Genomic DNA, 24,265 nt, shown 5'->3' on the forward strand with positions numbered 1-24,265 from the left:
GCCCGCCGGCCGATGTCATCGCTAGCCCGCCCGCCGGTCCAGCTCGGCCAGGATCTCCGGGCCGAGCTGCGTGACGTCGCCGGCGCCCATGGTCACCAGCAGGTCGCCGGGTTCGACCAGGTCCGCCGCGAGCTTCGCCGCGACGTCGAACGCGGGCTGGTAGTGCACGGGAGTGCCGGAGATCTGGTCGGCGATGAGCGCGCCGCTCACCCCGGGTTCCGGTTTCTCGCGCGCGCCGAAGACGTCCAGCACGACGACCTCGTCGGCCAGCGACAGCGCGGCCGCGAACTCCTTCGAGAACGTCTTCGTGCGCGAGTACAGATGCGGCTGGAAGACCACGATGACCCGGCCCGTGCCCGCGGCCGTCCGCACCGCGCGCAGCTGCGCGTCGACCTCGGTCGGGTGGTGCGCGTAGTCGTCGTACACCCGGACGTCGCCCGAGCGGCCCTTGAACTCGAACCGCCGCCGGACACCGCCGAACGCGGCGAGCCCTTCGGCCAGTCCTTCGACGGGCGCGCCCAGCTCGATCCCGGCCAGCAGGGCCGCGATCGCGTTCAGCGCCATGTGCTCGCCCGGCACCGCGACCCGGAGGGTGATCTCCTCGCCCTGCAAGGAGATCCGCACGACACCGCCGTCCGGTGCGGGCGCGAAGTCCAGGATCCGGGCGTCGTCCGCGCCGGTGACCGAACGCCCGTAGCGGCGGACGCGGATGCCCCGCGCCGAGGCCCGCGCACCCAGCGCGTCGGCCCCCTCGTCGTCACCGCAGACGATGAGCAGCCCGCCCGGCGCGATCCGGCCGAGGAAGTCGGTGAACACCGAGACGTACGCCTCGGCGGTGCCGTGGTGGTCCAGGTGGTCCGGCTCGACGTTGGTCACCACGGCGACCGACGGCGAGTAGGCCAGGAACGACCCGTCGCTCTCGTCGGCCTCGGCGACGAAGACACCGCCCTCGCCGTGGTGCGCGTTCGCGCCCGACTCGTTGAGGTCGCCGCCGATGGCGAACGAGGGATCGAGATGGCAGTGCTGCAGCGCGACGGTCAGCATCGACGTCGTCGACGTCTTGCCGTGCGTCCCGGCGATGCACGCGACGCGGTGGCCCTCCATCAGCCCGGCCAGCGCCTGCGCGCGGTGCAGCACGGTGATCCCGCGTTCCCGCGCGGCCACCAGTTCCGGGTTGGTCTCCTTGATCGCGGTCGACACGATCACCGAGGACGGGCCTTCGGGGAACGCGTCGAGGTTCTCGGGTGCCTGGCCGACGGCGATCTCGGCGCCCTGGGCCCGCAGCGACAGGAACGCGCGCGACTCCTTGGCGTCGGAACCGGAGACCTGGGCACCGCGGGCCAGCAGGATGCGGGCGATGCCGCTCATCCCGGCGCCGCCGATCCCGATCAGGTGGGCACGCGTCAGCGTGTCGGGCAGCTCTTGATCAAACCCAGTGTCAGGCACCGGCGGCCTCCAGCACGATCTTGGCAAGGGTCTCGTCGGCTTCACGGTGGCCGAGGCCGACCGCGGCCGCACTCATCTTCGCGACCCTGTCGGCGTCGGTCACCAGGGGGATCACCAGCTCCGCGACCTTGGCGGGGCTGAGGTCGGCGTCGTCGAGCATCAGCCCGGCACCCGCGTCGACCGCGGGACGGGCGTTGCCCGCCTGTTCGCCGTTGCCGTAGGGCAGCGGGACGAACACCGCGGGCAGGCCGACGGCGGAGACCTCGGCGACGGTCATCGCGCCGGAGCGGCACAGCACCGCGTCGGCGGCGGCGTAGGCCAGGTCCATGCGCTCCAGGTACGGCACCGGGACGTAGGCGGGCCTTCCGGGGAACTCCTGGACGACCAGCGTGTTCTTCGGCCCGTGGGCGTGCAGGACGCCGACGCCGGCGTCCGCGAACTCCTTGGCCGCGCCGGAGACGGCGCCGTTGATCGACACCGCGCCCTGCGAGCCGCCGAAGACCAGCAGCGTGGGGGCATCGGGGTCGAGCCCGAAGAATTCACGGGCCTCGGCGCGCAGCGCGGCCCGGTCGAGCGAGGTGATGGAGCGCCGCAGCGGGATGCCGATGACCTCGGCCTTCGCCAGCGGCGTCCCCGGGACGGCGACCGCGACGCGGACGGCGAACCGCGCGCCGACCTTGTTCGCCAGGCCCGGCTTCTCGTTGGCCTCGTGCACCACGATCGGCGTGCGCCCGCGCGCGGCGAGATACGCCGGGAGCGCGACGTAACCACCGAAGCCGACGACGACGTCCGCGCCGACCCGCTCCAGGATCTCCCGGGTGCGTTTGACCGAGTCGCGGACCTTCATCGGCATCTTCAGCAGCTCGGGAGTCGGCTTGCGCGGCATCGGCACCGGGGGGATCAGCTCGAGCGGGTAGCCACGTGCCGGGACCAGCTTGTTCTCCAGCCCGCGCTCGGTCCCCAGCGCGATCACCTTCGCGTCGGGGCGCAGGCGCATCACCGCGTCGGCGAGGGCGAGAGCGGGTTCGATGTGTCCTGCGGTGCCGCCGCCGGCGACCACGACCACCGGCGCCTTGCCCGCGACCTCGGCTGCAGCGTCGGCTCTAACGGGGTTGTTCACCTATGACCTCTCCGGTTTGCGGTACCCCGTTTCGCGGTACCGCGGTTCACTGCCGTTCGCGCGGCCGTCCGCCTGCCGGGTTCCCGCACCGAACGGCGCCGTTCCTGGGCGGGCGAAGGCCTCGCCGTCCTCGGCGCGGGCCTCGCCGCCTTGGCGGCGACGCTCCTGGCCGCGCTGCCCTTGCGCTTGGCGGGCGGGCGGTACGGCTCGGGCGCGGGAAGCCTCAGCAGGCGTCCGAATTTACCCGGCCCCTGCGAGCGCAGTGCGGCCACCGCCTCCGGCTCGTGCCGGGCGGCGTTGGCGAGGATCCCCATGATGAGCATGGTGATCACCAGCGACGTCCCCCCGTAGGAGATCAACGGCAGCGTGACCCCGGTGACCGGCAGCAGCCCGACGACGTACCCGATGTTGATACCCGCCTGCGCGACCAGGAAAACGGTCAGCGTGCCGGCGACGATGCGGATCCACGGGTCGAGGTTCCGGGTGGCGATCCGCAGGCCGACGACGGCGACCCCGGCGAACAGCCCCAGCACCACCACGCAGCCGATGAAGCCGAGTTCCTCACCGATCAGGGCGAAGATGAAGTCGTTCTGCACGTTCGGCAGGTAGCCCCAGTTGGACTGGCCCTGGCCGAGGCCCTTGCCGAACATCCCGCCGTCGGCGAGCGCGAGTTTCGCCTGGTTGGCCTGGAAGCCGTCCGCGCTGGTGTCCGGGTCGCCGGAGACGAACGACATGACCCGCGCGAGCCGGTACGGCGCGATGATGGCCAGCACCAGGATCCCGGCGAGACCACCCGCGAGGATGACGCCGAACAGCCGTTTCGGCGCGCCCGCGAACCACAGCAGGGCCAGCAGCACCACCGCGAGGGTGATCGTGCCGCCGAGGTCGGGCTGCATCATGACCAGCGCGAACATCAGCAGCGCGATCGGCACGACCGGGACGAGCAGATGCCGCCATTGGTTGATGATGTTGTACTTGATCACCAGGATGTGCGCGCCCCAGAAGGCGAGCGCGACCTTGGCCGCCTCGACCGGCTGGAAGGCGAATCCACCGAGCCGGAACCAGCCCTGCGAGCCGTTGACCTCGGACCCGAGCGGGGTCAGCACCAGCACGAGCAGCCCGAGGCAGACCACGGTCGCCGTCGCCGACAGCCGCCGGACGCGTTCCAGCGGGATCCGCAGCCCGACCCAGAACACCACCGCGCCGATCGCGACGAACATGATGTGCTTGCTGAACTGGGCGTACACGCCGGTGCCGGTCTTCGGGTTGTAGGAAGCGACCGAGGACGCGGACAGCACCATCACGGCGCCGATCACGGTCAGCACGCCGGTGAGCGCCAGTACCAGATGGAACGAGGCGAGCGGCCGCGAAAGCCACGCCGTCAGCGCGGTGCGGAAGGCGACGAACGGGCTTTCCTTGCGCTCACGCCCGTCACGAGACTTGCGCTGCCGTGGGGCAGGCTGACCCTTTCTTTCCTCAACCGCCGTCACTGGTCTCCCCCGCACCGTCGCGCAGGACACGGACCGCGCTCGCGAACGCGTCGCCGCGTGCGCCGTAGCTCGAGTACATGTCCAACGACGCCGCGGCGGGGGCCAGCAGCACCACATCTCCAGGGCGCGCCAGGGCGCGGGCCGCCTTCACCGCCGCAGTCATGGTGTCATCGTCACCCGAAGGGAGGCTGTTGACCGGGACATCCGGCGCGTGTCGCGCAACAGCGGCGGCGATCACGGGTGAATCCACGCCGAACAGCACGACCCCGCGGAGCCTGCCGGCGATCGAGCCGACGAGCTCGTCCACGGAAGCGCCCTTGAGCTGGCCACCGGCGATCCAGACGACGTTCAGATGCGCGCGCAGTGATCCACTCGCCGCGTGCGGGTTGGTCGCCTTGGAGTCGTTGATGTACCGGACGCCGTCGATCTCGCCGATCTCCTCGGCGCGGTGCGGGGCGGGGCGGTACTCGCGCAGGCCCTTGGCGACGTCCTCGCCGCTGACGCCGTACGCGCGGGCCAGCGCGGCCGCGGCGAGCGCGTTGGAGACGTTGTGCGGACCGGCGGGACGGACGTCGGCCAGGGTGCCGAGTTCGTCGGCGCTGGTCGCCGGTTCGGCGACGAAAGCGCGGTCGACCAGCAGGTCTTCCACGATCCCGAGTTCACCCGGCCGCGGGGTGTCCATGCCGAAGGCGACCCGGCGGGCGTCCGCGGGCGAGTGCTCGTCCGCGAGCCGGATGGACCATTCCTCGTGGAGGTTGTGCACCACGTTCCGGGAGTGGGTGTGGACCCGCCCCTTCGCGGCCGCGTACTCCTCCATCGAGCCGTGCCAGTCGAGGTGGTCCTCGGCCAGGTTCAGCACCACCGAGGCGAGCGGGGCCAGCGTGGACGACCAGTGCAGTTGGAAGCTCGACAGCTCCACGGCGAGCACCTCGTGCCCGGCGCGCACCGCGTCGAGTACCGCGAAGCCGACGTTCCCGCAGGCCACGGCGTCGACCCCGGCGGAACGCAGGATCGACTCCAGCATCCCGACCGTGGTGGTCTTGCCGTTGGTGCCGGTGATCGCGAGCCACACCGGCGGCTTGTCGCGCAGTTGCCCGACGCGCCACGCCAGCTCGACGTCGCCGATCACTTCGATCCCCGCCCCGGCCGCCGCCACCAGCAACGGCGACGTCGGCTTCCAGCCAGGGCTGGTCACGACCAGCTCGACACCTTCGGGCGGCTCCGTCAGGCCGGGCACCAGCTCGGCGCCGAGGCCTTCGAGCTCCGCCAGCCGTTCGGCGTTGCCGTCGGTGACGGTGATCCGCGCGCCCAGCTCCCGCAGGACGGGGACGATCGACTTGCCGGTGACCCCGGCACCGGCGACGAGGACGTGGCGGCCATCAAGCGACACTGACGGCACCGCTTAACCCCCGAGACCGAGCTGTTCGCTGTAGAACAGGCCGAGACCGAACATGCAGCAGATGGCCGAGAGCAGCCAGAACCGGATGATGACCGTGGTCTCCGCCCAGCCCGCGAGTTCGAAGTGGTGATGGAACGGGGCCATCCGGAACAGCCGCCGCCGGGTCGTGCGGAAGACCGCGATCTGCGCGACCACCGAGATCATCTCGACCATGAACAGACCGCCGATGACGATGGCGAGCAGTTCGGTGCGGGTGGTCATCGACAGACCGGCGACGAGGCCACCGAGGGCCAGCGAACCGGTGTCGCCCATGAAGATCTTCGCCGGTGCCGCGTTCCACCAGAGGAACCCGACACAGGCACCGGTCGCCGCCGCGGCCACCACGGCCAGGTCCAGCGGGTCACGGACGTCGTAGCAGGCGGCCTGCGGGGTGACCGCGCACGAGAGGCGGGTCTGCCAGAAGGCGATGACGACGTAGGTCGCCAGCACCATCGCCGCGGTGCCGCCCGCGAGACCGTCGAGGCCGTCGGTGAAGTTCACCGCGTTCGACCAGCCCGAGATGACGATGTAGCAGAAGATCACGAAGAACACCGACGGGAAGGTGATCAGCGCGAGGTCCCGCACGTAGGACAGGCTCTCCGACGCCGGGGTCAGCCCGCGCTCGTCGGCGAACTGCAGCGCCAGGATCGCGAATCCGATCGTGACCACCAGCTGGCCGACCAGTTTCGCGGTCTTGTTCAGCCCGAGGTTGCGCTGCTTGCGGATCTTGATGAAGTCGTCGAGGAATCCGACGATCCCGAGACCCACCGCCAGCGCGAGGACCAGCAGGCCCGAAGCGGACGGGCCGCCGGTGCCGTTGCCGCCGCTGAGCGAGCTGATCAGATGAGCCACGAAATACCCGACGACCATCGCGACGATGATCGCGACACCACCCATCGTCGGGGTACCGCGCTTGGATTTGTGTCCCTGCGGTCCTTCCTCCCGGATCTCCTGGCCGAAGCCCTGCCGGGAGAAGACCCGGATCAGATAGGGAGTGAGGAGGATGGAGACCAGCAGGCCCGCCGCGGCCGCGATCAGGATGCTGATCACGCGTCACCACCGTTCGAGCGTTCTTGAGAGGGGGAAGGGGCTACTTCAGGGGTTTCAACGTTCGTTGCGGGAGAGGCGAGCACGGCGTCGGCCACCCTCCACAGCGCGGCGGCCTTGGACGCCTTCACCAGCACCACGTCGCCCGCGCGGAGCTGATCATGCAGCAGGGCGATGGCGGCCTCGACGTCGGGTACCAGTACCGACTCCTCGCCCCAGGAACCCTCCTGCTGCGCGCCCTGGTGCGTGGCCGCGGCGGCCTGTCCGATGACCACGAGCTTGTCGATGTTGAGCCGGACGACGAGCCTGCCGATGCCGTCGTGCGCCGCGACCGAGTCCTCGCCGAGGTCGCCCATCACACCGAGCACCGCCCAGGAACGGCGCTGCTCGCTCATCGACGCGAGTGCCTTGAGGGCGGCCCGCATCGACTCGGGGCTGGCGTTGAACGAGTCGTTGAGCACCGTGACGCCGTCGGCCCGGGTGCTGACCTCCATGCGGCGGTCCGAGCGCCGCTCGAGGCCCGACAGACGCGCCGCGATCTCCTCGGTCGTCGAGCCCATTTCCAGTGCCACGGCGGCGGCGCTGAGCGCGTTGCCGACCTGGTGCTCGCCGTAGAGCGGGAGCTTCACCGGCGCCTCGCCCTCCGGAGTGACCAGGCGGAACGACGGTCGTGCTTCGCCGTCGAGGGTGATGTCCACGGCACGGACCTGCGCGGACTCGCTTTCGCCGACGAACACCACCCGCGCGCTCGTGCGGCTCGCCATCGCCGCGACGTACGGGTCATCGAGGTTCAGGACGGCGACGCCGCCGTCTTCAGCGCTCGGCAGTGCCTCCACGAGCTCGCCCTTGCCCTTGGCGATGCCTTCGCGCGAGCCGAACTCGCCGACGTGCGCGGTGCCGACGTTGAGCACGACCCCGATCCGCGGCGGCGCGATGGCCGCCAGCTCGGCGATGTGGCCGGGCCCGCGGGCGGACAGCTCCAGCACCAGCTGCCGGGTCGAGGCGTCGGCCCGCAGCGCCGTCCAGGGGTGGCCCAGCTCGTTGTTGAACGATCCCGGCGGCGCCACCGTCGGGCCGAGCGGCTCCAGCAGCTGGGCGATGATGTCCTTGGTCGAGGTCTTGCCCGCCGAACCGGTGACCCCGACGACGGTCAGGTGGTCACTGGAAAGCTTCTGGATCACGTGCCGGGCGAGCTTCGCCAGCGCGGCCAGCACCGCGGCGCCCGCCCCGTCCTTGTCCGAGACCAGCGCGAACGCCCGATCATGGGCGACACCGGCGTCGAGCGGCGGCACGATCACGGCCGGGGCGTCGACCTCGCGGGCCGCGAGTACCGCGACGGCGCCGGACTCGACGGCCCTCGCGGCGAAGTCATGGCCGTCGACCTTGGCGCCCGGCAGCGCGACGAACAGGCCACCTGGCGTGATCTCGCGGGTGTCGAATTCGACGCTTCCGGTGACCTCGGCGGTGCCGTCGGTCCGATGCAGCCTGCCGCCGACGATGCCGGCGATCTCGGCGAGGCTGAGCACGATCACACTGTCTCCAGACGTCTGCGGATGGCGGAGGCGAGTTCGTCCCGGTCGGAGAACGGGTGCACGACACCCTGGACCTCCTGGCCGGTCTCGTGGCCCTTGCCCGCGATGAGCACGATGTCCCCGGGGCGGGCGAGCTCGACCGCGTGGACGATGGCTTCCCGGCGGTCGGCGATCTCGAGGATCTCGCCGCCCAGCGCCGGTCCGGCGTTGCGGGCACCGGCCAGCATGGCCGCCCGGATCGCGGCCGGATCCTCCGAGCGCGGGTTGTCGTCGGTCACGATCAGCACCTCGCTGCGCCGGACCGCCGCCTCGCCCATCACCGGGCGCTTCGCGGTGTCACGGTCGCCGCCGCAGCCGAGGACGGTGATGATCCGGCCCTCGGTGCGGGCGCGCAGCGCGTCGAGCCCCTGCGCGACCGCGGCGGGCTTGTGCGCGTAGTCGACCACCGCGGTGAACGGCTGGCCGAGGTAGACCCGCTCCATCCGGCCCGGCACCTCGACCGAGGCGAGCCCGGCGACGATGGCTTCGAGCGGGACACCGGCGGTGTCGAGGATCGCGGCCGCGAGGACGGCGTTCGCCACGTTGAACTCACCCGGCAGCGGGATCTTCGCCGAAGCGGCGAGGCCGCCGGGGCCGTGGAGGGTGAAGGTCTGCTCGCCCGCCGGGGTGGGCGTCAGGTCGGTGGCGTGCCACAGCGCGTCCGTTCCCGGCTCGGTGGAGACGGTCACCGTGTGCGGGGTGAGGAGTGCGTGGCCCCAGGCACTGTCGACGACGACCACCTCGGCGGTGGAGCGGCCGTCGAACAACAGCGACTTGGCGGCGAAGTACTCCTCCATGTCCTTGTGGAAGTCCAGGTGATCCTGGGAGAGGTTGGTGAAGGCACCGACCGCGAAGCGCGTGCCGTTGACCCGGCCCAGCGACAGCGCGTGGCTGGAGACCTCCATCGGGACGTGCGTGACCCCGCGCTCCACCATCACCGCCAGGAGCGCCTGCAGATCCGGCGCCTCGGGGGTGGTGAACCCGCTGGCCAGCCGCTCGCCCGCGATCCGGGTCTCGACCGTGCCGATCAGCCCGGTGGTGAGCCCGGCCGCCTTGAGCCCGGCGTCGACCAGGTACGAGGTCGTGGTCTTGCCGGACGTCCCGGTGATACCGAGGACGGACAGCTCCAGCGACGGCTCGCCGTAGATCCAGGCGGCGATCTCGCCGAGCGCGGCCCGCGGGTCCGGGTGCACCAGGATCGGCACGCCGGCGTCACGGAGCACCGGACGCCCGGCGCCCGCCTCGTCGGTGAGCACCGCGGCCGCGCCGGAGGCGATGGCCTGGTCGCTGAAGTCCGCGCCGTGGGCGCGGGCACCGGGAAGCGCGGCGAAGAGGTCTCCGGGGAGGACGTGCTGCGCGCGAAGCGTGCTTCCCGTGACCGTCAGCTCGGCCGCGGACGGGTAGTCGTCACCGCCCACCACGAGCCGCGCGCCCGCCCTGGCGAGCAGCGTGCCCAGCGGCATCGGCTCGATCCTGGCCGGACGCGGGGGTGCGGCGACGGCCTTGACCGGGCTGTCCGGGACCTGGGCAGCCGTCGCGCCGGACCCGCTTTCGACGGCGGGACCGCTGCGGGGATCTGAAGTAGGCACCGACACAGCAAAGGAGGTTACCGGCGCGGCATTCGGGTGACGGAAGCGGTGCGGGGTGTGAGCGCGGTGATCATGCTCGTGGTAATGGGTTTCATGAGCTCTCCTTGGCACGCAACGGCTTCCGACTGTCGCTTGAGGACTTCGGCGGTGAGCGGTGCCGGCGTTTCGGGCGGTGCTCGGTGCGGGGACCCGTTCACGCACAGCGACGACCGCGCTCTCTGACGCCGTGCCGACCGGGCATGACGCGAAAGCCACTTTCGCAACGTTGAAGATTGCGAAAGTGGCTTTCGCAACGCGGGTGCCTGGCCGCTCAGCCGGGGTGACCGAAGCCGGCTCTCACGTGTTCGGAGCCGGATCTCGTGTGACTGAAGCCGGATCTCACGTGTCTCCAGACGGATGAGCGAGTCCCGGCTCCCATCACGCGTGGTCCGTCAGGAAAGCACCAGCGGCACCTGAGGCGTGGGACCGTCCGAAAGCGGGATCTGGAACCGCTGCGCCAGGTAGGCGGCCACCGAGTGGAACAGCGGCGCGGACGAGCCACCGCCTGGCAGCGAGGTGTCCGGCGCGTCGAGCCGGATACCGACCACGAACCGCGGGTTGTCGGCGGGCAGGATCCCGGCGAAGGTGATGTTGTACAGATGGTTGCTGTACGTCTTCGTCTGCGGGTCGACCTGCTGGCCGGTGCCCGTCTTGCCCGAGATCTGGTAGCCCTCCAGCGCCGCCTTCGGCCCGGTGCCGCTCTGCTGCCCGCGGCCGCTCTGCGTCACGGCACGCATCATGTCGCGCACGGTCTTCGCCGCCTGCGGGCTGATGACCTGCACGGTCTTCGGCGCCGGTTCGGGGACGACGGTCCCGTCCGGGTTGACCTTCGCCTTGACCACGCGGGGTTCCACGCGCAGCCCGTCGTTGGCGATGGCCTGGTACATCGCGGCCATCTGCACGACGGTCATCGAGAGCCCCTGCCCGATCGGCAGGTTCCCGAAAGTCGTGGCGTACCACTGGTTGCGCGGCGGGACGACGCCCGGGCTCTCGCCGGGGAGGCCGAGACCGGTGCGCTGGCCGAGACCGAACTTCTTGAGCAGGTCCGCGTAACGGTCCTCGCCGAGCTTCTGCGCCAGCAACAGGGTGCCGACGTTCGAGGACTTCGCGAAGATGCCGGTGGTGGTGAACTGCTGCGCCCCGTGGTGCCAGGCGTCCTTGACGATCTTGTCCGCGACCTGCAGCGAACCCGGCACCGACATCGACGACTCCGGCGTGGTGACGCCCTGGTCGATCGCGCCCGCGGCGGTGACGATCTTGTTCACCGAACCGGGTTCGAACGGCGTGGTCACCGCGCGGTTGTTCAGGTTCTCCGTCTCACTGCGCGAAGCCGGGTCGTTGAGGTTGACCGTCTTGTCGTTGGCCAGCGCGTAGACCTCGCCGGTCTTCGAATCCATGATGACCGCTTGGCCGCCCTTGGCCTTCGACTTGACGACGTACTCGCTCAGCTGCCGCTGCAGTTCGTACTGCAGGTCGGTGTCGATCGTCAGCTGCAGATCCGAACCGGGGACGGCGTTCTGGATGTCCCGCTCGGTACCGGGGATGACAAGGTTGTCGTTGCCGTTCCGGGTGTTGACGATCTTGCGGCCCGGCGTCCCGGCGAGGTCGTAGTCCCGCGAGGCTTCGAGTCCGTAGCCACCGTGCAGGTTGTGCTTGGAGATGTCCTTGTCGTCGGTCCGCCAGTTCGCGAAACCGATGATGTTCGCCCCGACCGAGTCTCCGGGGTACTCCCGCTTCGAGCGCTTCTCGACGCTGATCCACGGGTATTCCTTGACGATCGAGTCGGCGACCGACGGTTCGATGTCGTGGACCAGGTAGGTGAACGCATCCGGCTTGTGGAACTTGTCCAGCAGGTCCTTCTCGGTGATCACCCCGGGCAGCTTGGCCGCGATCAGCTTCGCCGCGCCCGCCACCTCGGTCTCGAAGTTCTTGCCCTTGGCCGGGTTCTTCGCGGCGAAGTCGTCCATGGTCTTGTGGAGCCAGTTCAGGCTCACCGCGAGTGTCCGCACCTCGATGCTGAACGCGATCTTCGTCCCGTTGCGGTCCATGATGGACCCACGCTGCGCGGGACTTTCGATCACGGACGTGCGCTGCCGTTCCGCCGCTTCGGACAGCGCACCGGCCTCGAACCACTGCACCTGCACCAGTTTGAGGCCGGCGAGCACCATCATGATGATCAGCAGGATCCGGACGCCGGTGAACCGGCTCGGATTCCCTCCGTTGCCCCGCCGGGCGGTGGCGCGGCGGGTCCCGGCGGCGTAGGTCCGCCTCGCGCTCCCCACCGACCGGGCCCGTGCTTGCGCCGGGCGGCCGGGTGACATCACTGACCTCCCTGCGCCGGGGTCGCCGCGTTCTCCTGCGGGACCGCGGGCTGGTCGCCCTCGATCGGCGCGCCTTGCTGCGTCCCCTCGGCGGGCGGCGGCACCGGATCGGCCTGCGCCGCGGGCGTGTCGGCTTCCGCCTTCTTCGGCTCACCGACCACAGTGGACTGTCCGTCCGTACCGACCACGAGGTGCGCGGGGTCGCCGCCGGGCACCATGCCCTGCTCCCTGGCCTTGGGCGCGAGAGAAGCGGGCGACTCGGCCTTCGCGACCTCGCGCTGCAGCCGTTCCTTCGCCTCGGCCAGCCCGGCGTTGGTCGTGCGGAGCTGTTCGAGCCGGTACGAGTCGGCGATGGCCTGCGTGGTCAGCCACAGCGTGCACGCCACGCCGACGGCCAGCATGCCCATCATCATCAGCACGAACGACGCGCGCGAACGCGGCCAGCGCAGCTTGAGCTTCTTCCTCGGCTCGGCCTTGCCCGCGCCGCCTTCGGCGTCGGGACGGTTGCGCTGCTGGTCGCGCTGCAGCAGATCCGCGCGCTGGGCGCGACGGGCGTAGGCGCGCTCGGCCGCCGACGTCCGGCCGCGGGAGGCACGGCTGGACTTCGTGGTCTCGGTGGTGTCCGGCGTCTCGTCGACCGTGCTGGTCGCGCGGGCACCTCGTCCGGGCGCCGGTGTCCGGCGGCCGCGGGACTTCGCGGGAGCGGTCATCGTGCTCGGTCTCCGATCCGTTCGGCGGCTCGCAGCCGCACGGAGGCGGCCCGTGTGTTCTGCTCGGTCTCCGCCTCGCCGGCCTTCTCGGCCCCTCTGGTGAGCAGTTTCAGTTCCGGGCCGTGGCCCGGCAGTTCCACCGGAAGCCCTTCCGGGGTCCGGGATTTCGCCAGTTCCGCGAGTGCCTGTTTGACCAGGCGGTCCTCGAGGGACTGATAGGACTCGACGACGATGCGGCCGCCGACGGCCAGCACCGACAGCGCCCGCGGCATCGCCCGCCGCAGCACTTCCAGCTCGCCGTTGACCTCGATCCGCAACGCCTGGAAGGTGCGCTTCGCCGGATGCCCGCCGGTGCGCCTGCTCGCCGCGGGGACCGCGTCGTACAGCAGTTCCACCAGCCGTCCGCTGCGCGTGAAAGGTTCCTTCTCCCGTGCCGCCACAACGGCTTTGACGATCCGCTGGGCGAACCGTTCCTCGCCGTAGTCGCGCAGGATCCGGATCAGCTCGCCCGGCGTGTAGGTGTTGAGCACGTCGGCCGCGGTGATCCCGGTGGTCGGGTCCATCCGCATGTCGAGCGGGGAATCCTTGGAGTAGGCGAAACCACGCTCGGCGCGGTCCAGCTGCATCGAAGAGACACCGAGGTCGAACAGGATCCCGTCCACTCTGGACAGTCCGAGACCTTGGAGCGCCGACGGCATCTCGTCGTAGACGGCGTGCACGAAGTCGACGCGATCCCCGTGCGGCGCAAGCCGTTTCGCGGAGAGTTCCAGCGCGTTGGGGTCCCGGTCGAGCGCGACCAGGCGCAGTGCGGGGAACGCGGTGAGCAGCGCGTCGGAATGACCGCCGAGTCCGACGGTCGCGTCGACCAGCACGGCCTCGCGGTCGGAGAAGACCGGCTCGAACAGTTCGACGATGCGCTTCAGCAGCACCGGAACGTGCTCGTGTTCGTCTGCCATGTCTTCCCCCCTTTCCTGTAGTGCCGGGGAAGATGCCGGATGCCGTCAGGTCCCTGTCCGCCCGCTTACTGACCTGGTACCGGGGAAGGTGTACCAGGGCCACTGAGCGGACAGAGGCCTCACGGCATCCGTGTGGGCGGTTTCCGGCGTGTCCGAAGCAGGAACCCGCGCCCCCCGACGGCGTGGGTGCTTCCTCGGTCACGTCTAGAAGACGCCCGGCAGAACTTCCTCTCGAGCCTTCGCGTAGCTGTCCTCGTGTTCGTCCAGGTAGCCCTGCCACGCTTGGGCATCCCAGATCTCCAACCTGGTGATCGCCCCGATCACCACGCACTCCTTGTTCAACCCGGCGTAGCGCCGGAGCTCGGACGCGATCGCGACACGTCCTTGCCCGTCCGGGCGTTGTTCGTCCGTCCCGGCGAAGAGATAACGCTGGTAGGCCCGGACCGCCTCGTTCGTGAACGGGGCGTCGGCGACCTTCCTCGCCATCTGCTCGAACTCGGCCCGGGGAAAGACGAAGAGACAGTGATCCTGACCCTTGGTGACCATCAGCCCACCGGCGAGTGCGTCGCGGAACTTCGCGGGCAGCGTGAGCCGCCCTTTGTCGTCCAATTTCGGGGTGTGGGTGCCGAGGAACATCGGCTCCACCTCCCTACCGACTTCGGCTGTGAACAACCAATGCCGGTCACGGGGCTCCCTACTGCCCCACTGCGCACCACCGTACCCCACTTTTCACCACAGTCAACGCGTCAAAAGCCGCGACCACTCCGTCGTGTCAGACGTTTTCGCTGGTCAGCCAGGTGGGGCCAGGTGGGGGCGTGGTGGGGGACGGTGGCCAAGATCCCCCTGGGCGGGTATCGAAGCAACCTCACCGATGCCTGATGCGTCCGGTTATCGGCAGCCGGAACCCTGCTGTGGGGCGAAGTGGGGGCGAAAGTGGGGAATCCGGTGGGGAGCGGTGGGGACACTGTGGAGGGTGACGTCGGTTCATCCCATGAAATGTCGACAAAGGACTGCTGACGTCGAAGGTCCGTGAAGGCCTCCTTCCCTACCCTCACGGTAGGGAAGGAGGCCTTCACGGACTTCGAAAGTTCTAGCGGTCCGGGTCCAGCAGCGAAGCCAGCCGCGCGGCCAGCCGGGGACCGTCCACAGGGGACACGGTGACCCAGGCCTGCCCGCCGCGCCCCTCGGTCCGCGCGGCGCAGTACGCGCCGACGTCGGTGTCGAACCAGGTCAGCCCGCCCGCCCGGTGCGCCCGGCCGTCGCGGTCCCGGGTCCGCACGGTGAACTGGCCCGCGCTGTAGACCGGCCGCGCCTGGATCGCGAGCACCTCGCGCAGCTGATCGTCCGAAGCCGACGATCGTCCGCCGTCGCCGAACACCGGATCTTCCAGGTCACCGTCGAAGCGCGCCGCGGGCAGGCTGATCCCGTAGCCGGGGCCGGGCCGCAGCTCCGGCAGGACGTCGACGATCGCGGCGAACACCCCGCCGTCGCCGATCCCGGACAGCGCGATGGTCTGTTCGGGCTGGGTGGCCAGCACGCCGTGCCGCCCGCGCGCGGCCGCGACGGCGCGGAACGGCGCTTCGGCCGTCATGTCGGCCAGAGCCTCACATTCGACATAGACGTCGGCGCGCGCGAGAAGGTCCAGTCGCGCTTCCAACGCGGCATCGAGCCGATCTCCGTCATAGAGGCCGCGTTCTACAAGGTTTTCGTAGACCGCGCCGCGGATCTCCGCGCGTTCCGCTTCCGTGCCGCCGACACTGCGGACGGACAGCGGCCACGGCGGGGCCGCGTGGCCGAGATCGGACCAGAGAACGTCGAACGCCGACGCGGAAACCCGGATCAAGACCGCCCCAGCTCGGGCGGCTTCCCGAACGAGATCTGCGGGGTCAGCAAATGCAATGAGGCGTCGCGGGTGTTCATGACGTCGACGGCCTTGCGCCTAGCCGCCTCGGCCTCCGCGTGCTTGGCCTCCATCTCGTCGGCGAGCGCGGCGAGAAGCGCGAGGTTCCCGCCCGCCGCGGCGCCGCGGATCATCGCGCCGGGGTCGTAGTCCACCGGCGGCGGCATGTCCGCGCGGGCGCGCGCGGCCGCCTCGGCCTGTCCGGAGACGGCCTGCCCCAACGCGGACGAGAGATCGGCGGACCAGGTCAGCCAGCCGGACGCCGTGGACAGCACGCCGCGGAGAGCGTCACCCGCCTCACCGCGCCAGTTCTCCTCACTACTGCTGACCAGCCCGGCCAGTTCCGACGTCGCGTCGTGCATTCGCCGCGCGAGCGCGTCCCAGGCGGCACCGATGCCGCCGGCCGCCTCGGGGTCGTTGCCCGCTTCGACTTCGGCGGCCAGTGCCTCGTGGCTGTAGGCCTCGTACCGCGTGGCCGCGACCGGGACCTCGCGGCCCGGCGTCTCTCCTTCAGGCACCGATTCTCCTAAGGCAGTTTGGGTTCGGCCAGTCCCGCCACCGTCACCGCGCGCTCGCAGGCGAGCGGGGTGTCGGTGAAGTTCGTGTTGCTCACGTCGATCTGGACGCTCGCCTTGTCCCCCATACCGAGCAGGACCGCGCAGGTCCCGTCGGCGGCCTTCTTGTCCGCGACCTTGAGCGCCTCCCGGTCACCGACCTTGGTCCTGGTGGCGGTCTTGCGCGCGATCTCGAGGTCCGCCAGCCCGTTCTTCTCGTCCACGGTGATGGTGACGCCGAAGGTGGCGGGCACCGTCCAGTCGCAGGCGCGGGCGCCGTTGATCTCCTTCGGGACACCGAGCACGTTCAGCCCGGCACTCGACCGGTCCCGCGGGCCGAGCAGCGCGCAGGGATCCAGCACGGCGGGCGGCAGCGTGCCCTGGACCGAAGCTCCGGCGACCACCTTCTCGGTGCTCGGAACCTGCGCCTGGCCTGCGGCTCCTTGCCCACAGGCGGACACTGTGAGGACGGTGAGCGCGCCACAAAGGGCGAGAAGGGGGACACGGGACGCCATGGGTTCAGCCGCCGACACAGTCCACATCCGCCGCCGCTTGTTCATCCTGACGGGTGTACCGGGCCAACGCCTTCTCGATCCGGTTCTTGAGCGCCTCGAGCTCCTTGCCGAACGCGGTGAGCGCCTCGACCGCGGAGCCGTCGGCACCGATCCCGTACTGCGCCATGAACCGGCCGACCTCGTCCGCGTATCCCCCGCCAAGGGGAACCGTGCGACCGAGCACCTTGGCCTCGCGGACCATCTGGCCGACCACGTCCTGCAGGGCGGAGATCTTCACGTGGGCGTCGGCCGCCAGCTCCGGGGCGACCGCGAACCCGCTCAGATCGAACCGGGGTTTGGCGGTACTCACCTCGCTCATATGCGATTACGCCTCTCCGTAGTCGAGCGACCTCGCAACGGAGCATACGACAAAACCGCGTGTCAGCGGGAGCACCTGAAAACGCGCTCACCTCACCCGATCGAGGTAATGTCTCCGGTTGCACAGAGTCATCGGCCGGGGTTGGCGGGGTTCCCCCCACGAGTTCGCCCGAGTTTGACACACTTCGTGGGAGGCTGACCGCTGCCCGGGGGACCACCCGGGTGAGAAAAGCTGGCCCTCAGCAGACCAAGCGGACATCCAGCCACGCGGCATCAGGAGGTCGAGTGACGTCGAGAATCCAGTCTGCGACGCCCGGCGAACAGCAGGGCGAGCAGGCAACCGGGCAAGCGCCGTACCCCACGGCCGCGGGCTCGGTGAGCGGCCGTCAGAACGGCCGTGCGAGCAGAGCGTCCCTCGACGAACTGCACGAGACGGCGCGGCGGATCGCCGCCAACGTGGAGCGGGTACTGGTCGGCAAACCCGACGTCATCCGCATCGCGCTCGTGACCCTGCTCGCCGAAGGCCACCTCCTGGTCGAAGACGTCCCCGGGGTCGGCAAGACCTCGCTGGCGAAGGCGCTGGCCCGCTCGATCGACTGCACCGTCAGCCGGATCCAGTTCACCCCCGACCTGTTGCCCAGCGACGTCACCGGGGTGTCCATCTACAACCGGCAGAGCGGCGGGTTCGAGTTCCGGCCCGGCCCGGTGTTCGCGAACATCGTCGTCGGCGACGAGATCAACCGCGCCTCGCCGAAGACGCAGTCGGCCCTGCTCGAATGCATGGAAGAGCACCAGGTCACCGTCGACACCTCGACGTACCACCTCGAAGAGCCGTTCATGGTGATCGCCACCCAGAACCCGATCGAGATGGAGGGCACCTACGCGCTGCCCGAGGCCCAGCGGGACCGGTTCACCGCGCGGGTGTCCATCGGCTACCCCGACCAGCAGGCCGAACTGGCCATGGTCGACGAGCACGCCGGGCACAACCCGCTCGCCGATCTCGAGCCCGTGTCCGACCGCGACTCGGTGCAGCGGCTGATCGAGACGGTGCGCTCGGTGCACATGTCGCCGGAGATCCGCCGGTACGCCGTCGAGCTGGTGTCCGCGACCCGTCAGGTGCCGGAGATCCGCCTCGGCGCTTCCCCGCGCGCCACCCTGCAGCTGGTCCGCGCCGCTCGGGCGCAGGCCGCGCTTTCGGGCCGAGAGTTCGTCGTCCCGGACGACCTGCACACGGTCGCGGTCCCGGTGCTGGCGCACCGCATGGTGCTCACCACCGAAGCGCACGCCGCCCGTCGTTCGGCCACCGACGTGGTCCGCGCGATCCTGCACCGCGTTCCCGTCCCGCAGGGCTCCCCGGGCACGAACCACCGCTGATAAATAGAAGGAAAACGGAGCCATGCTGCGTGCTCTGTCCGGCCTGACCACACGCGGCCGCTGCCTCCTCGCCGCCGGCGTCGCCGCGGCGGTGTGCTCGTTCGTGCTCAACGAACGGGACCTGCTGCGCGTCGCGATCTTCGTCGTCGCCCTGCCGTTGCTGGTCGCCTTCTTCATCTCGGCGACCCGGCTGCGGCTGGGCGCGGCGCGCGCGCTGCGCCCGGACCGGGTCTCCGTCGGCTCGCCCGGCGAGGTCCAGCTCGAACTCTGGCGTGACGGCAGGCTCCCGGCGGGTGAGGTGCTGCTCGAAGACGGCGTGCCCTACGCGCTCGGTTCGCGGCCGCGGTTCGTCGTCGAGCGGCTGCCGCACGACCGGCGGGTCGCGCTGCGGTACCCGCTGCAGCCGGTGCTGCGCGGGGTCCAGCAGGTCGGCCCGCTGCGGGCGACGATCACCGACCCGTTCGGGCTGTGCGAGTTCGAACGCGAGCTGATCGGGCATTCGCGGCTGGTCGTCGTGCCGAAGGTGGTCGGCTTGTGGGGTCTGCCCAGCGGCGCCGGGATCGGCGCCGGTGACGACGGCAGCATCCGCCTGCACGCCGGACAGGGCGAGGCGGACGTGATCGTCCGGCAGTACCGCCAGGGCGACGACCTGCGGAAGGTCCACTGGCGCTCGACCGCCCGCCGCGACGAGATCATGGTCCGCGTCGAGGAGCGGCCGTGGCGAGGCGGCACCACGGTGCTGCTGGACCACCGCGCGGCCGCGCACCACGGCACCGGTCCCGCCGCGAGCCTCGAATGGGCCGTTTCGTTCGCCGCTTCGGTCGGGCTGCACCTGCGCCGCTCCGGTCACCGCGTCCGGCTGATCACCGAACACGGCCAGACCCTGGCCGACACCCCCGGTGAGGGTGGCGAGCACTACGACAACGTCGTGCTCGACGTCCTCGCCGCGCTCCAGCCCGCGCACCAGCGCGACATCACCCTCGGCCACGATCCGGCCGAAGGACAGGAACTCATCGCCGTGCTCGGCACCGTCAGCAACGAATCCGTGCACGAGCTGTCCCGGTACCGCCCGCGCGGGATCCGGAGCCTCGCCGTGCTGCTCGACACCCCCGGCTGGTCCTCGGGCGTCAACCGGCCCGAAACCCGCGCCGCCGCCACCGAAGAGTCGGTGGCGCTGCTGCGCGCCGCGGGCTGGGGCGTCGTCGTCGCCGGCCCCGGGTCGCCCATGCAGCAGGTCTGGGCCGAACTGTGCCAGACCGCCATGCGCCGGGGCACGCTGATCGGAGGCGGCCTGTGACCGCGACCGCGCCACCCCTGCCGCACACCCCCAAGCCGCGTCCCGAGGCGCCACCGCCGGTCTGGACGAGCAGCGTGCTCGCGCCGATCGCCGCCGGGCTCGCCACGCTCTTCGCCTCCACCTCGCTGACCGGGGTCGTCAACGGCTGGGCCTGGTTCGGCTATCTGCTGGTCGCGGTGGTCCTGATCGCCTCCACCGGGCTCGCCCTGCGCTCGCTGCGCGCGCCGACCATCGTCGTCGGCCTGGCGCAGCTGCTGGTGCTGCTGTTCCTGATCACCGGGGCGTTCACCACCAGCGGGATCCTGAAGATCATCCCCGGCCCGGACGCGCTCGAAGAACTGCGCGGCGTGCTCGCCGCGGCGGCCGAGCAGATCCGCGTCGGGCTGCCGCCGATCGAGGGCACACCGCCGATCCTCTGCCTCGTCACCATCGCGATCGGCCTGGTCGCGGTGCTGGTCGACACGCTGGCCGTGGCCGCCGCCGCGCCCGCCGCGACCGGTCTGGTGCTGCTGTGCGTGTACGCCGTGCCCGCCGCGCTGGCCGAAGAAATGCTGCCGTGGTGGACGTTCCTGCTCGGTGCCGCCGCGTTCGCCGCGCTGCTCGCCGTCGACGGCAACCACCGGCATCGCCGCTGGCGCAACCGCGAAGCGCCCGGACTGGGCAACTCGGCGAGCACACTGTCCGCCCCCGTCGGCGTGGTGAGCGCCGCGATCGCGCTGGGCCTGGTCATCGGCGCGGCCGCCACCGGTGTCGGCACGGTCGGCAGCCTTCCCGGTGGGACCGGTTCGGGCCGCGGAGGCGCGGGCGGGTTCGGCGTCGAGCCGTTCACGCAGCTGCGCGGCCTGCTCGACCAAGGCGAGAAGGTGGAACTGTTCAAGGTCTACGGGATGGGCGCGGACAAGCGGCTGCTGCGCGCGTTCACCCTCGACACGTACACGCCGAACAAGGGCTGGGGGCTCGCGCAGAACGGCCGCGCCCAGCAGGGAGTGCAGGCCAACCAGCCGCTCCCGGCCGTCAAGGGCGACGACGGCGCCGGTCCCGGGCGCGAGATCCGGATCGAACCGACGAACTGGGTCGACAACTGGCTGCCGATCTACGGTGTGCCGCGCACGCTCAACGGGCTGGCCGACAACTGGCTGTACGACCCCGTCGGCGGCGCCGTGTTCACCACGACCAAGCAGAACGCGCCCGCCTACACCGAGACCGCGGCGATCAGGGAACCGTCGAAGGACGAACTCCGGCTCGACGACGCCCGGCTGGCCGAGGTGCCGCCGCAGTTCACCCTGGTCGAGAACGTCGACCCCCGGGTGGTCGCGAAGGCCAAGCAGCTCACGGAGAACGAGTCCAACAACTTCGACAAGGCCCAGGCGATCTGGTCGTTCTTCACCGCGCAGAACGGCTTCGTCTACGACACCAAGACCGCCGACGCCACCGACTCCGACGCGCTCGCCGACTTCATCCTCAACGGCAAACGCGGGTTCTGCGAGCAGTTCGCGTCCGCGATGGCCGTGATGCTGCGGGCGGTCGGCATCCCGTCGCGGGTCGCCATCGGCTTCACCTCCGGGACACCGAAGGGCGATCACCTCTCGATCAGCTCCGAGGACGCCCACGCGTGGGTCGAGGTCTACTTCCAGACGAAGGGCTGGGTCAGCTTCGACCCGACCCCGCTGGTCGACGGCCGCGCGGTCGTCCCGCCGTACCTGCAGACGGACACGAGCAGCTCCGCGACCAACGACACCCAGGAAGTGCCGAGCGCGCCGGCGTCGAGCGCCCCCGCGACCGGCACTCCCCGCGACCCGGGCGCGGATCCCGGCGCGGACGGCGGCGCGGACCAGCAGGAGGAAGAGCCGCTGTGGCCCGCCATCCTCGCCGGTCTTCTCGGCGGCTTGGCGGCCGCGCTGTCCGTGGTCGTGATCGTGCGGTCGCGGTTGAGATACCGGGCGCTCCTGCGCTCGTCGCCTTCGCCGTCCCGCGAACCGGACTCGCCCACCGCGGTCCGTGAAGACAGCGGGTTCCTGGACAACCCGAACGTGGCGAACTGGCTGCCACTGATCGCGATCGGGTTGTGGGTGGGGGCGTTCGCGTTCCTGGCGGCGTGGGTGTCGTGGTGGTTCGCGCTGATCCTGGTGGTCGTTCTCGGCGGGCTCGGCACGCCGACCACGATCCGGGAGATCAAGCGGCGGCTGCGACTGCAGAAGATCGCGTCCCACTCCCCCGCCGCGGCCGACGCGGCCTGGCGCGAACTGATGGACGAGTGCGCGGACCGCGGCCTGCCGCTCTCCGACGGCGACACGGTGCGCGTGGCAGGCCGGAAGGTCGTCGAGAAGCACCGTCTGGACGAAGAAGGCCGCTCCGGTCTGCGGACGGTCATCGGCGTCGTGGAGAAGTCCTGGTACTCGGACCAGCCCCCGGACGACCAGGAGCTGGGCCCGGCCTTCGACGAGGTCCGCAAGAGCCTGAAGCGGAACGCGCCCATGTCCTGGAAGGGCCGCCTGTTCCCGCGGTCGCTGCGGCGAGGCAAGTAGACGGCGGGTGAAGGGCGCTTTCCCCGCATGGGATGCGGGGAAAGCGCCCTTCACCGCGTCCTATGCGGGTATGGGCCCCTTCAGCTCCAGCTCATGAAGACGCGAACATGCCGACGGGGCACAGCCCCGTCGGCATGTTCGCGTGTGTGAGAGCTACTGCTCCTCGAAGCGCTGGCGGAAACGCTCTTCCATGCGCTGGGTGAAGGAGCTGCGGCGCGGAGACGACTTACCGCCGCCACCTCCGCCTGCCCCCTGGCCAGCGCTGTCCTTACCGCCTTCCGCTTCGGCTCCTTGCCGAATCGACGTGACGGCCAACATGACTCCGAAGAACATCACGAGGAACCCGAGCACGCTGATCACTGGGATCTCGGCCACCCGGATGTTGACCACCACGCCGAGCACCAGAAGTGCGACGCCCACTACGAACAGGGCGATGCCCTGCAAACGCCGTCGGCGGGCGGGGCGGCGCAACCGGGTGCCTCGCACCGTGGATGCGAACTTGGGGTCCTCGGCATAGAGCTCGCGCTCGATCTGATCGAGCAGCCGCTGCTCATGCTCGGAGAGTGGCATCTTTCCTCCTCCGGCACAGCTGTCGCGGGCGCCGGGCCGCGCAACGTCATGGACCCAACAGACAACCCCAGGCGGGGTGTCTCTGTCCAGGATACGAGCCCCGCGCTCGTCCGACTACCCGATCCCGTATCCAGAAGGGATCGAATTGGGCGAAACCACCCGACTCGGCTCTCTGGAAGACGGCCGAACAGGCAATGTCACTGGTCACGGGGGGTCAGCAGTGACGCGGGCCGCACCGCCGCGGCGCCGAACTTCGACCGCGCGACGTCGGCGGCGACTTCCGCATCCCGCCAACGGGGTTCGGGTGAGTCGAAAAGTAGCTGTTCTCCACTACTCTCCGTGTCCAATCCCTCGACTCTTACGCCGATCAGGCGGACTGCGCCCGACGGCGCGTGCTCGGCGAGGAGTTCGACGGCGGTGCGGTGGATGTCGCGGGCCACATCCACCGGGACGGCGGTCGTCCTGGCGCGCGTGATGGTCTTGAAATCCGCGAACCGGACTTTGATCGACACCGTCCGCCCGCGCAGCCCCCGGCGGCGCAGGGTGGCCGCGACGCGTTCCGAGAGCCGGAGCAGTTCCAGCCCGAGCGCCGAGCGGTCGTGGAGGTCGACGTCGAAGGTCACTTCGGCGCCGATCGACTTGTCCGGCGTCTCCGGGACCACCTCGCGCTCGTCGTGCCCGTTCGCGAGCGCGTAGAGGTGATCCCCCAGCGCCCGCCCGAGCGACCGCCTCAGCCTGGACAGCGGCGCGGCGGCGAGGTCGGCGATCGTGTCGAGGCCCTGCTGCCGCAGCTGCTCCTCGGTGCGCTTGCCGACGCCCCACAGCGCCGACACCGGCAGCGGATGCAGGAACGCGAGCGTCTCGGCCGCCGGGACGACGACCATGCCGTCCGGTTTCGCCATCCCGGACGCCAGCTTCGCGACGAACTTGATCTTCGCGACGCCGACCGAGCAGCTGATCCCGAACTCGGCGGCGACCCGCTCCCGGATCACCGCGCCGAGCCGCGCCGGCGACGAGTCCAGCCGTTTGAGCGCCCCGCTGACGTCCAGGAACGCCTCGTCCAGGCTCAGCGGCTCCACGAGCGGCGTCAGCTCGCGGAAGATCCCCATGACGCCCTTGGACACCTCGCCGTAGAGCCCGGGCGTCGGGGTGATGCAGATCAACTGCGGGCAGAGCCGCTTGGCCGTCGAGAACGGCATGGCCGACCGGACGCCGAACTCACGCGCCACGTAGCTCGCGGCCGCCACGACCGACCTCGGACCGCCACCGGAGACGACCACCGGCTTGTCCGCCAGCTCCGGGCGCGTACGCAGCTCGCAGGACACGAAGAAGGCGTCCATGTCGACGTGCAGCAAGCCGCATCCGGTGTCGTCCGGCCAGGTGGTGGCCCCGGTGGTGACCCGGTAGCGGCTCATCCCACCAGGCAGTTCGGCATTTCGTCCCACG

At 70.5% G+C, this 24,265-nt stretch carries 20 protein-coding genes; 3 read left to right on the plus strand and 17 right to left on the minus strand.

What is annotated here, in order from left to right; all coding sequences use genetic code 11:
• Nucleotides 1-21: 21 nt before the first annotated feature.
• From murC to ACLJRM_RS34020, 15 genes are all read right to left on the minus strand, one after another.
• The gene (gene murC / locus ACLJRM_RS33950; RefSeq protein ID WP_410665424.1) at nt 22-1,446 is read right to left on the minus strand and encodes a UDP-N-acetylmuramate--L-alanine ligase; all 1,425 of its coding nucleotides are present in this window, start codon (nt 1,444-1,446) and stop codon (nt 22-24) included.
• The gene (murG, locus tag ACLJRM_RS33955; protein ID WP_410602313.1) at nt 1,439-2,566 is read right to left on the minus strand and encodes an undecaprenyldiphospho-muramoylpentapeptide beta-N-acetylglucosaminyltransferase; all 1,128 of its coding nucleotides are present in this window, start codon (nt 2,564-2,566) and stop codon (nt 1,439-1,441) included. The genes murC and murG overlap by 8 nt, the downstream gene beginning before the upstream one ends.
• On the minus strand, nt 2,563-4,056 hold the full coding sequence (gene ftsW, locus ACLJRM_RS33960) for a putative lipid II flippase FtsW (RefSeq protein ID WP_101606346.1): 1,494 nt from the start codon (nt 4,054-4,056) through the stop codon (nt 2,563-2,565). Before ftsW ends, murG begins: the two co-directional genes overlap by 4 nt.
• Complete coding sequence (gene murD, locus ACLJRM_RS33965; RefSeq protein ID WP_101606345.1) at nt 4,043-5,446, minus strand: UDP-N-acetylmuramoyl-L-alanine--D-glutamate ligase; 1,404 nt, start codon at nt 5,444-5,446, stop codon at nt 4,043-4,045. Before murD ends, ftsW begins: the two co-directional genes overlap by 14 nt.
• Before the next feature lie 12 nt (nt 5,447-5,458).
• A complete protein-coding gene (gene mraY, locus ACLJRM_RS33970; RefSeq protein ID WP_076154832.1) occupies nt 5,459-6,544 on the minus strand; it encodes a phospho-N-acetylmuramoyl-pentapeptide-transferase in 1,086 nt (361 codons plus the stop codon).
• A complete protein-coding gene (locus tag ACLJRM_RS33975) occupies nt 6,541-8,073 on the minus strand; it encodes a UDP-N-acetylmuramoyl-tripeptide--D-alanyl-D-alanine ligase (RefSeq protein ID WP_101606344.1) in 1,533 nt (510 codons plus the stop codon). The genes mraY and ACLJRM_RS33975 overlap by 4 nt, the downstream gene beginning before the upstream one ends.
• The gene (locus tag ACLJRM_RS33980; protein WP_101613034.1) at nt 8,070-9,575 is read right to left on the minus strand and encodes a UDP-N-acetylmuramoyl-L-alanyl-D-glutamate--2,6-diaminopimelate ligase; all 1,506 of its coding nucleotides are present in this window, start codon (nt 9,573-9,575) and stop codon (nt 8,070-8,072) included. Before ACLJRM_RS33980 ends, ACLJRM_RS33975 begins: the two co-directional genes overlap by 4 nt.
• A gap of 557 nt (nt 9,576-10,132) precedes the next feature.
• On the minus strand, nt 10,133-12,061 hold the full coding sequence (locus tag ACLJRM_RS33985; RefSeq protein ID WP_101606343.1) for a peptidoglycan D,D-transpeptidase FtsI family protein: 1,929 nt from the start codon (nt 12,059-12,061) through the stop codon (nt 10,133-10,135).
• The gene (locus tag ACLJRM_RS33990; protein WP_101606342.1) at nt 12,061-12,771 is read right to left on the minus strand and encodes a hypothetical protein; all 711 of its coding nucleotides are present in this window, start codon (nt 12,769-12,771) and stop codon (nt 12,061-12,063) included. Before ACLJRM_RS33990 ends, ACLJRM_RS33985 begins: the two co-directional genes overlap by 1 nt.
• Nucleotides 12,768-13,727: a 16S rRNA (cytosine(1402)-N(4))-methyltransferase RsmH gene (gene rsmH, locus ACLJRM_RS33995; protein ID WP_101606341.1), complete on the minus strand. Its 960-nt coding sequence runs from the start codon at nt 13,725-13,727 to the stop codon at nt 12,768-12,770. Before rsmH ends, ACLJRM_RS33990 begins: the two co-directional genes overlap by 4 nt.
• Nucleotides 13,728-13,931: 204 nt before the next feature.
• Complete coding sequence (gene mraZ / locus ACLJRM_RS34000; protein WP_076155107.1) at nt 13,932-14,363, minus strand: division/cell wall cluster transcriptional repressor MraZ; 432 nt, start codon at nt 14,361-14,363, stop codon at nt 13,932-13,934.
• A 454-nt stretch (nt 14,364-14,817) separates the two neighbouring features.
• Complete coding sequence (locus ACLJRM_RS34005) at nt 14,818-15,570, minus strand: ESX secretion-associated protein EspG (protein ID WP_101606340.1); 753 nt, start codon at nt 15,568-15,570, stop codon at nt 14,818-14,820.
• Nucleotides 15,567-16,145, minus strand: a complete 579-nt coding sequence (locus tag ACLJRM_RS34010; protein ID WP_410665425.1) for a PE-PGRS family protein — start codon at nt 16,143-16,145, stop codon at nt 15,567-15,569. Before ACLJRM_RS34010 ends, ACLJRM_RS34005 begins: the two co-directional genes overlap by 4 nt.
• An 8-nt stretch (nt 16,146-16,153) precedes the next feature.
• On the minus strand, nt 16,154-16,696 hold the full coding sequence (locus ACLJRM_RS34015) for a DUF3558 domain-containing protein (protein ID WP_410665426.1): 543 nt from the start codon (nt 16,694-16,696) through the stop codon (nt 16,154-16,156).
• Between the two features lie 4 nt (nt 16,697-16,700).
• Nucleotides 16,701-17,054: a hypothetical protein gene (locus ACLJRM_RS34020; RefSeq protein ID WP_037304290.1), complete on the minus strand. Its 354-nt coding sequence runs from the start codon at nt 17,052-17,054 to the stop codon at nt 16,701-16,703.
• Between the two features lie 284 nt (nt 17,055-17,338).
• Between ACLJRM_RS34020 and ACLJRM_RS34025 the strand changes: the two genes are divergently transcribed.
• The 3 genes from ACLJRM_RS34025 to ACLJRM_RS34035 are packed head-to-tail and all read left to right on the plus strand — an operon-like array spanning nt 17,339 to nt 22,249.
• Nucleotides 17,339-18,427: an AAA family ATPase gene (locus ACLJRM_RS34025; RefSeq protein WP_410602334.1), complete on the plus strand. Its 1,089-nt coding sequence runs from the start codon at nt 17,339-17,341 to the stop codon at nt 18,425-18,427.
• 22 nt (nt 18,428-18,449) lie between these two features.
• On the plus strand, nt 18,450-19,724 hold the full coding sequence (locus tag ACLJRM_RS34030) for a DUF58 domain-containing protein (protein ID WP_410665427.1): 1,275 nt from the start codon (nt 18,450-18,452) through the stop codon (nt 19,722-19,724).
• Complete coding sequence (locus ACLJRM_RS34035; RefSeq protein ID WP_101606337.1) at nt 19,721-22,249, plus strand: DUF3488 and DUF4129 domain-containing transglutaminase family protein; 2,529 nt, start codon at nt 19,721-19,723, stop codon at nt 22,247-22,249. The genes ACLJRM_RS34030 and ACLJRM_RS34035 overlap by 4 nt, the downstream gene beginning before the upstream one ends.
• Before the next feature lie 153 nt (nt 22,250-22,402).
• On the opposite strand, the gene ACLJRM_RS34040 is transcribed toward ACLJRM_RS34035, so the two are convergent.
• Nucleotides 22,403-22,819 (minus strand): DUF3040 domain-containing protein, encoded by a 417-nt coding sequence (locus tag ACLJRM_RS34040; RefSeq protein WP_101606336.1) that lies wholly within the window; start codon nt 22,817-22,819, stop codon nt 22,403-22,405.
• 197 nt (nt 22,820-23,016) lie between these two features.
• Nucleotides 23,017-24,234, minus strand: a complete 1,218-nt coding sequence (locus ACLJRM_RS34045; protein WP_101606335.1) for a DNA polymerase IV — start codon at nt 24,232-24,234, stop codon at nt 23,017-23,019.
• Nucleotides 24,235-24,265 lie beyond the last annotated feature (31 nt).

Origin of the sequence: Amycolatopsis sp. lyj-84 (assembly GCF_046549075.1) — a bacterium.
Classification (GTDB): Bacteria; Actinomycetota; Actinomycetes; order Mycobacteriales; family Pseudonocardiaceae; genus Amycolatopsis.

Bases quoted from the DNA above. Each gene is read 5' to 3' on its own strand.
- ACLJRM_RS33980 (WP_101613034.1), bottom strand. From the start codon at position 9,575: ATGCCGCTGGGCACGCTGCTCGCCAGGGCGGGCGCGCGGCTCGTGGTG.
- ACLJRM_RS33985 (WP_101606343.1), bottom strand. From the start codon at position 12,061: ATGTCACCCGGCCGCCCGGCGCAAGCACGGGCCCGGTCGGTGGGGAGC.
- ACLJRM_RS33990 (WP_101606342.1), bottom strand. From the start codon at position 12,771: ATGACCGCTCCCGCGAAGTCCCGCGGCCGCCGGACACCGGCGCCCGGA.
- rsmH (WP_101606341.1), bottom strand. From the start codon at position 13,727: ATGGCAGACGAACACGAGCACGTTCCGGTGCTGCTGAAGCGCATCGTC.
- mraZ (WP_076155107.1), bottom strand. From the start codon at position 14,363: ATGTTCCTCGGCACCCACACCCCGAAATTGGACGACAAAGGGCGGCTC.
- ACLJRM_RS34015 (WP_410665426.1), bottom strand. From the start codon at position 16,696: ATGGCGTCCCGTGTCCCCCTTCTCGCCCTTTGTGGCGCGCTCACCGTC.
- ACLJRM_RS34020 (WP_037304290.1), bottom strand. From the start codon at position 17,054: ATGAGCGAGGTGAGTACCGCCAAACCCCGGTTCGATCTGAGCGGGTTC.
- ACLJRM_RS34030 (WP_410665427.1), top strand. From the start codon at position 18,450: ATGCTGCGTGCTCTGTCCGGCCTGACCACACGCGGCCGCTGCCTCCTC.
- ACLJRM_RS34040 (WP_101606336.1), bottom strand. From the start codon at position 22,819: ATGCCACTCTCCGAGCATGAGCAGCGGCTGCTCGATCAGATCGAGCGC.
- ACLJRM_RS34045 (WP_101606335.1), bottom strand. From the start codon at position 24,234: ATGAGCCGCTACCGGGTCACCACCGGGGCCACCACCTGGCCGGACGAC.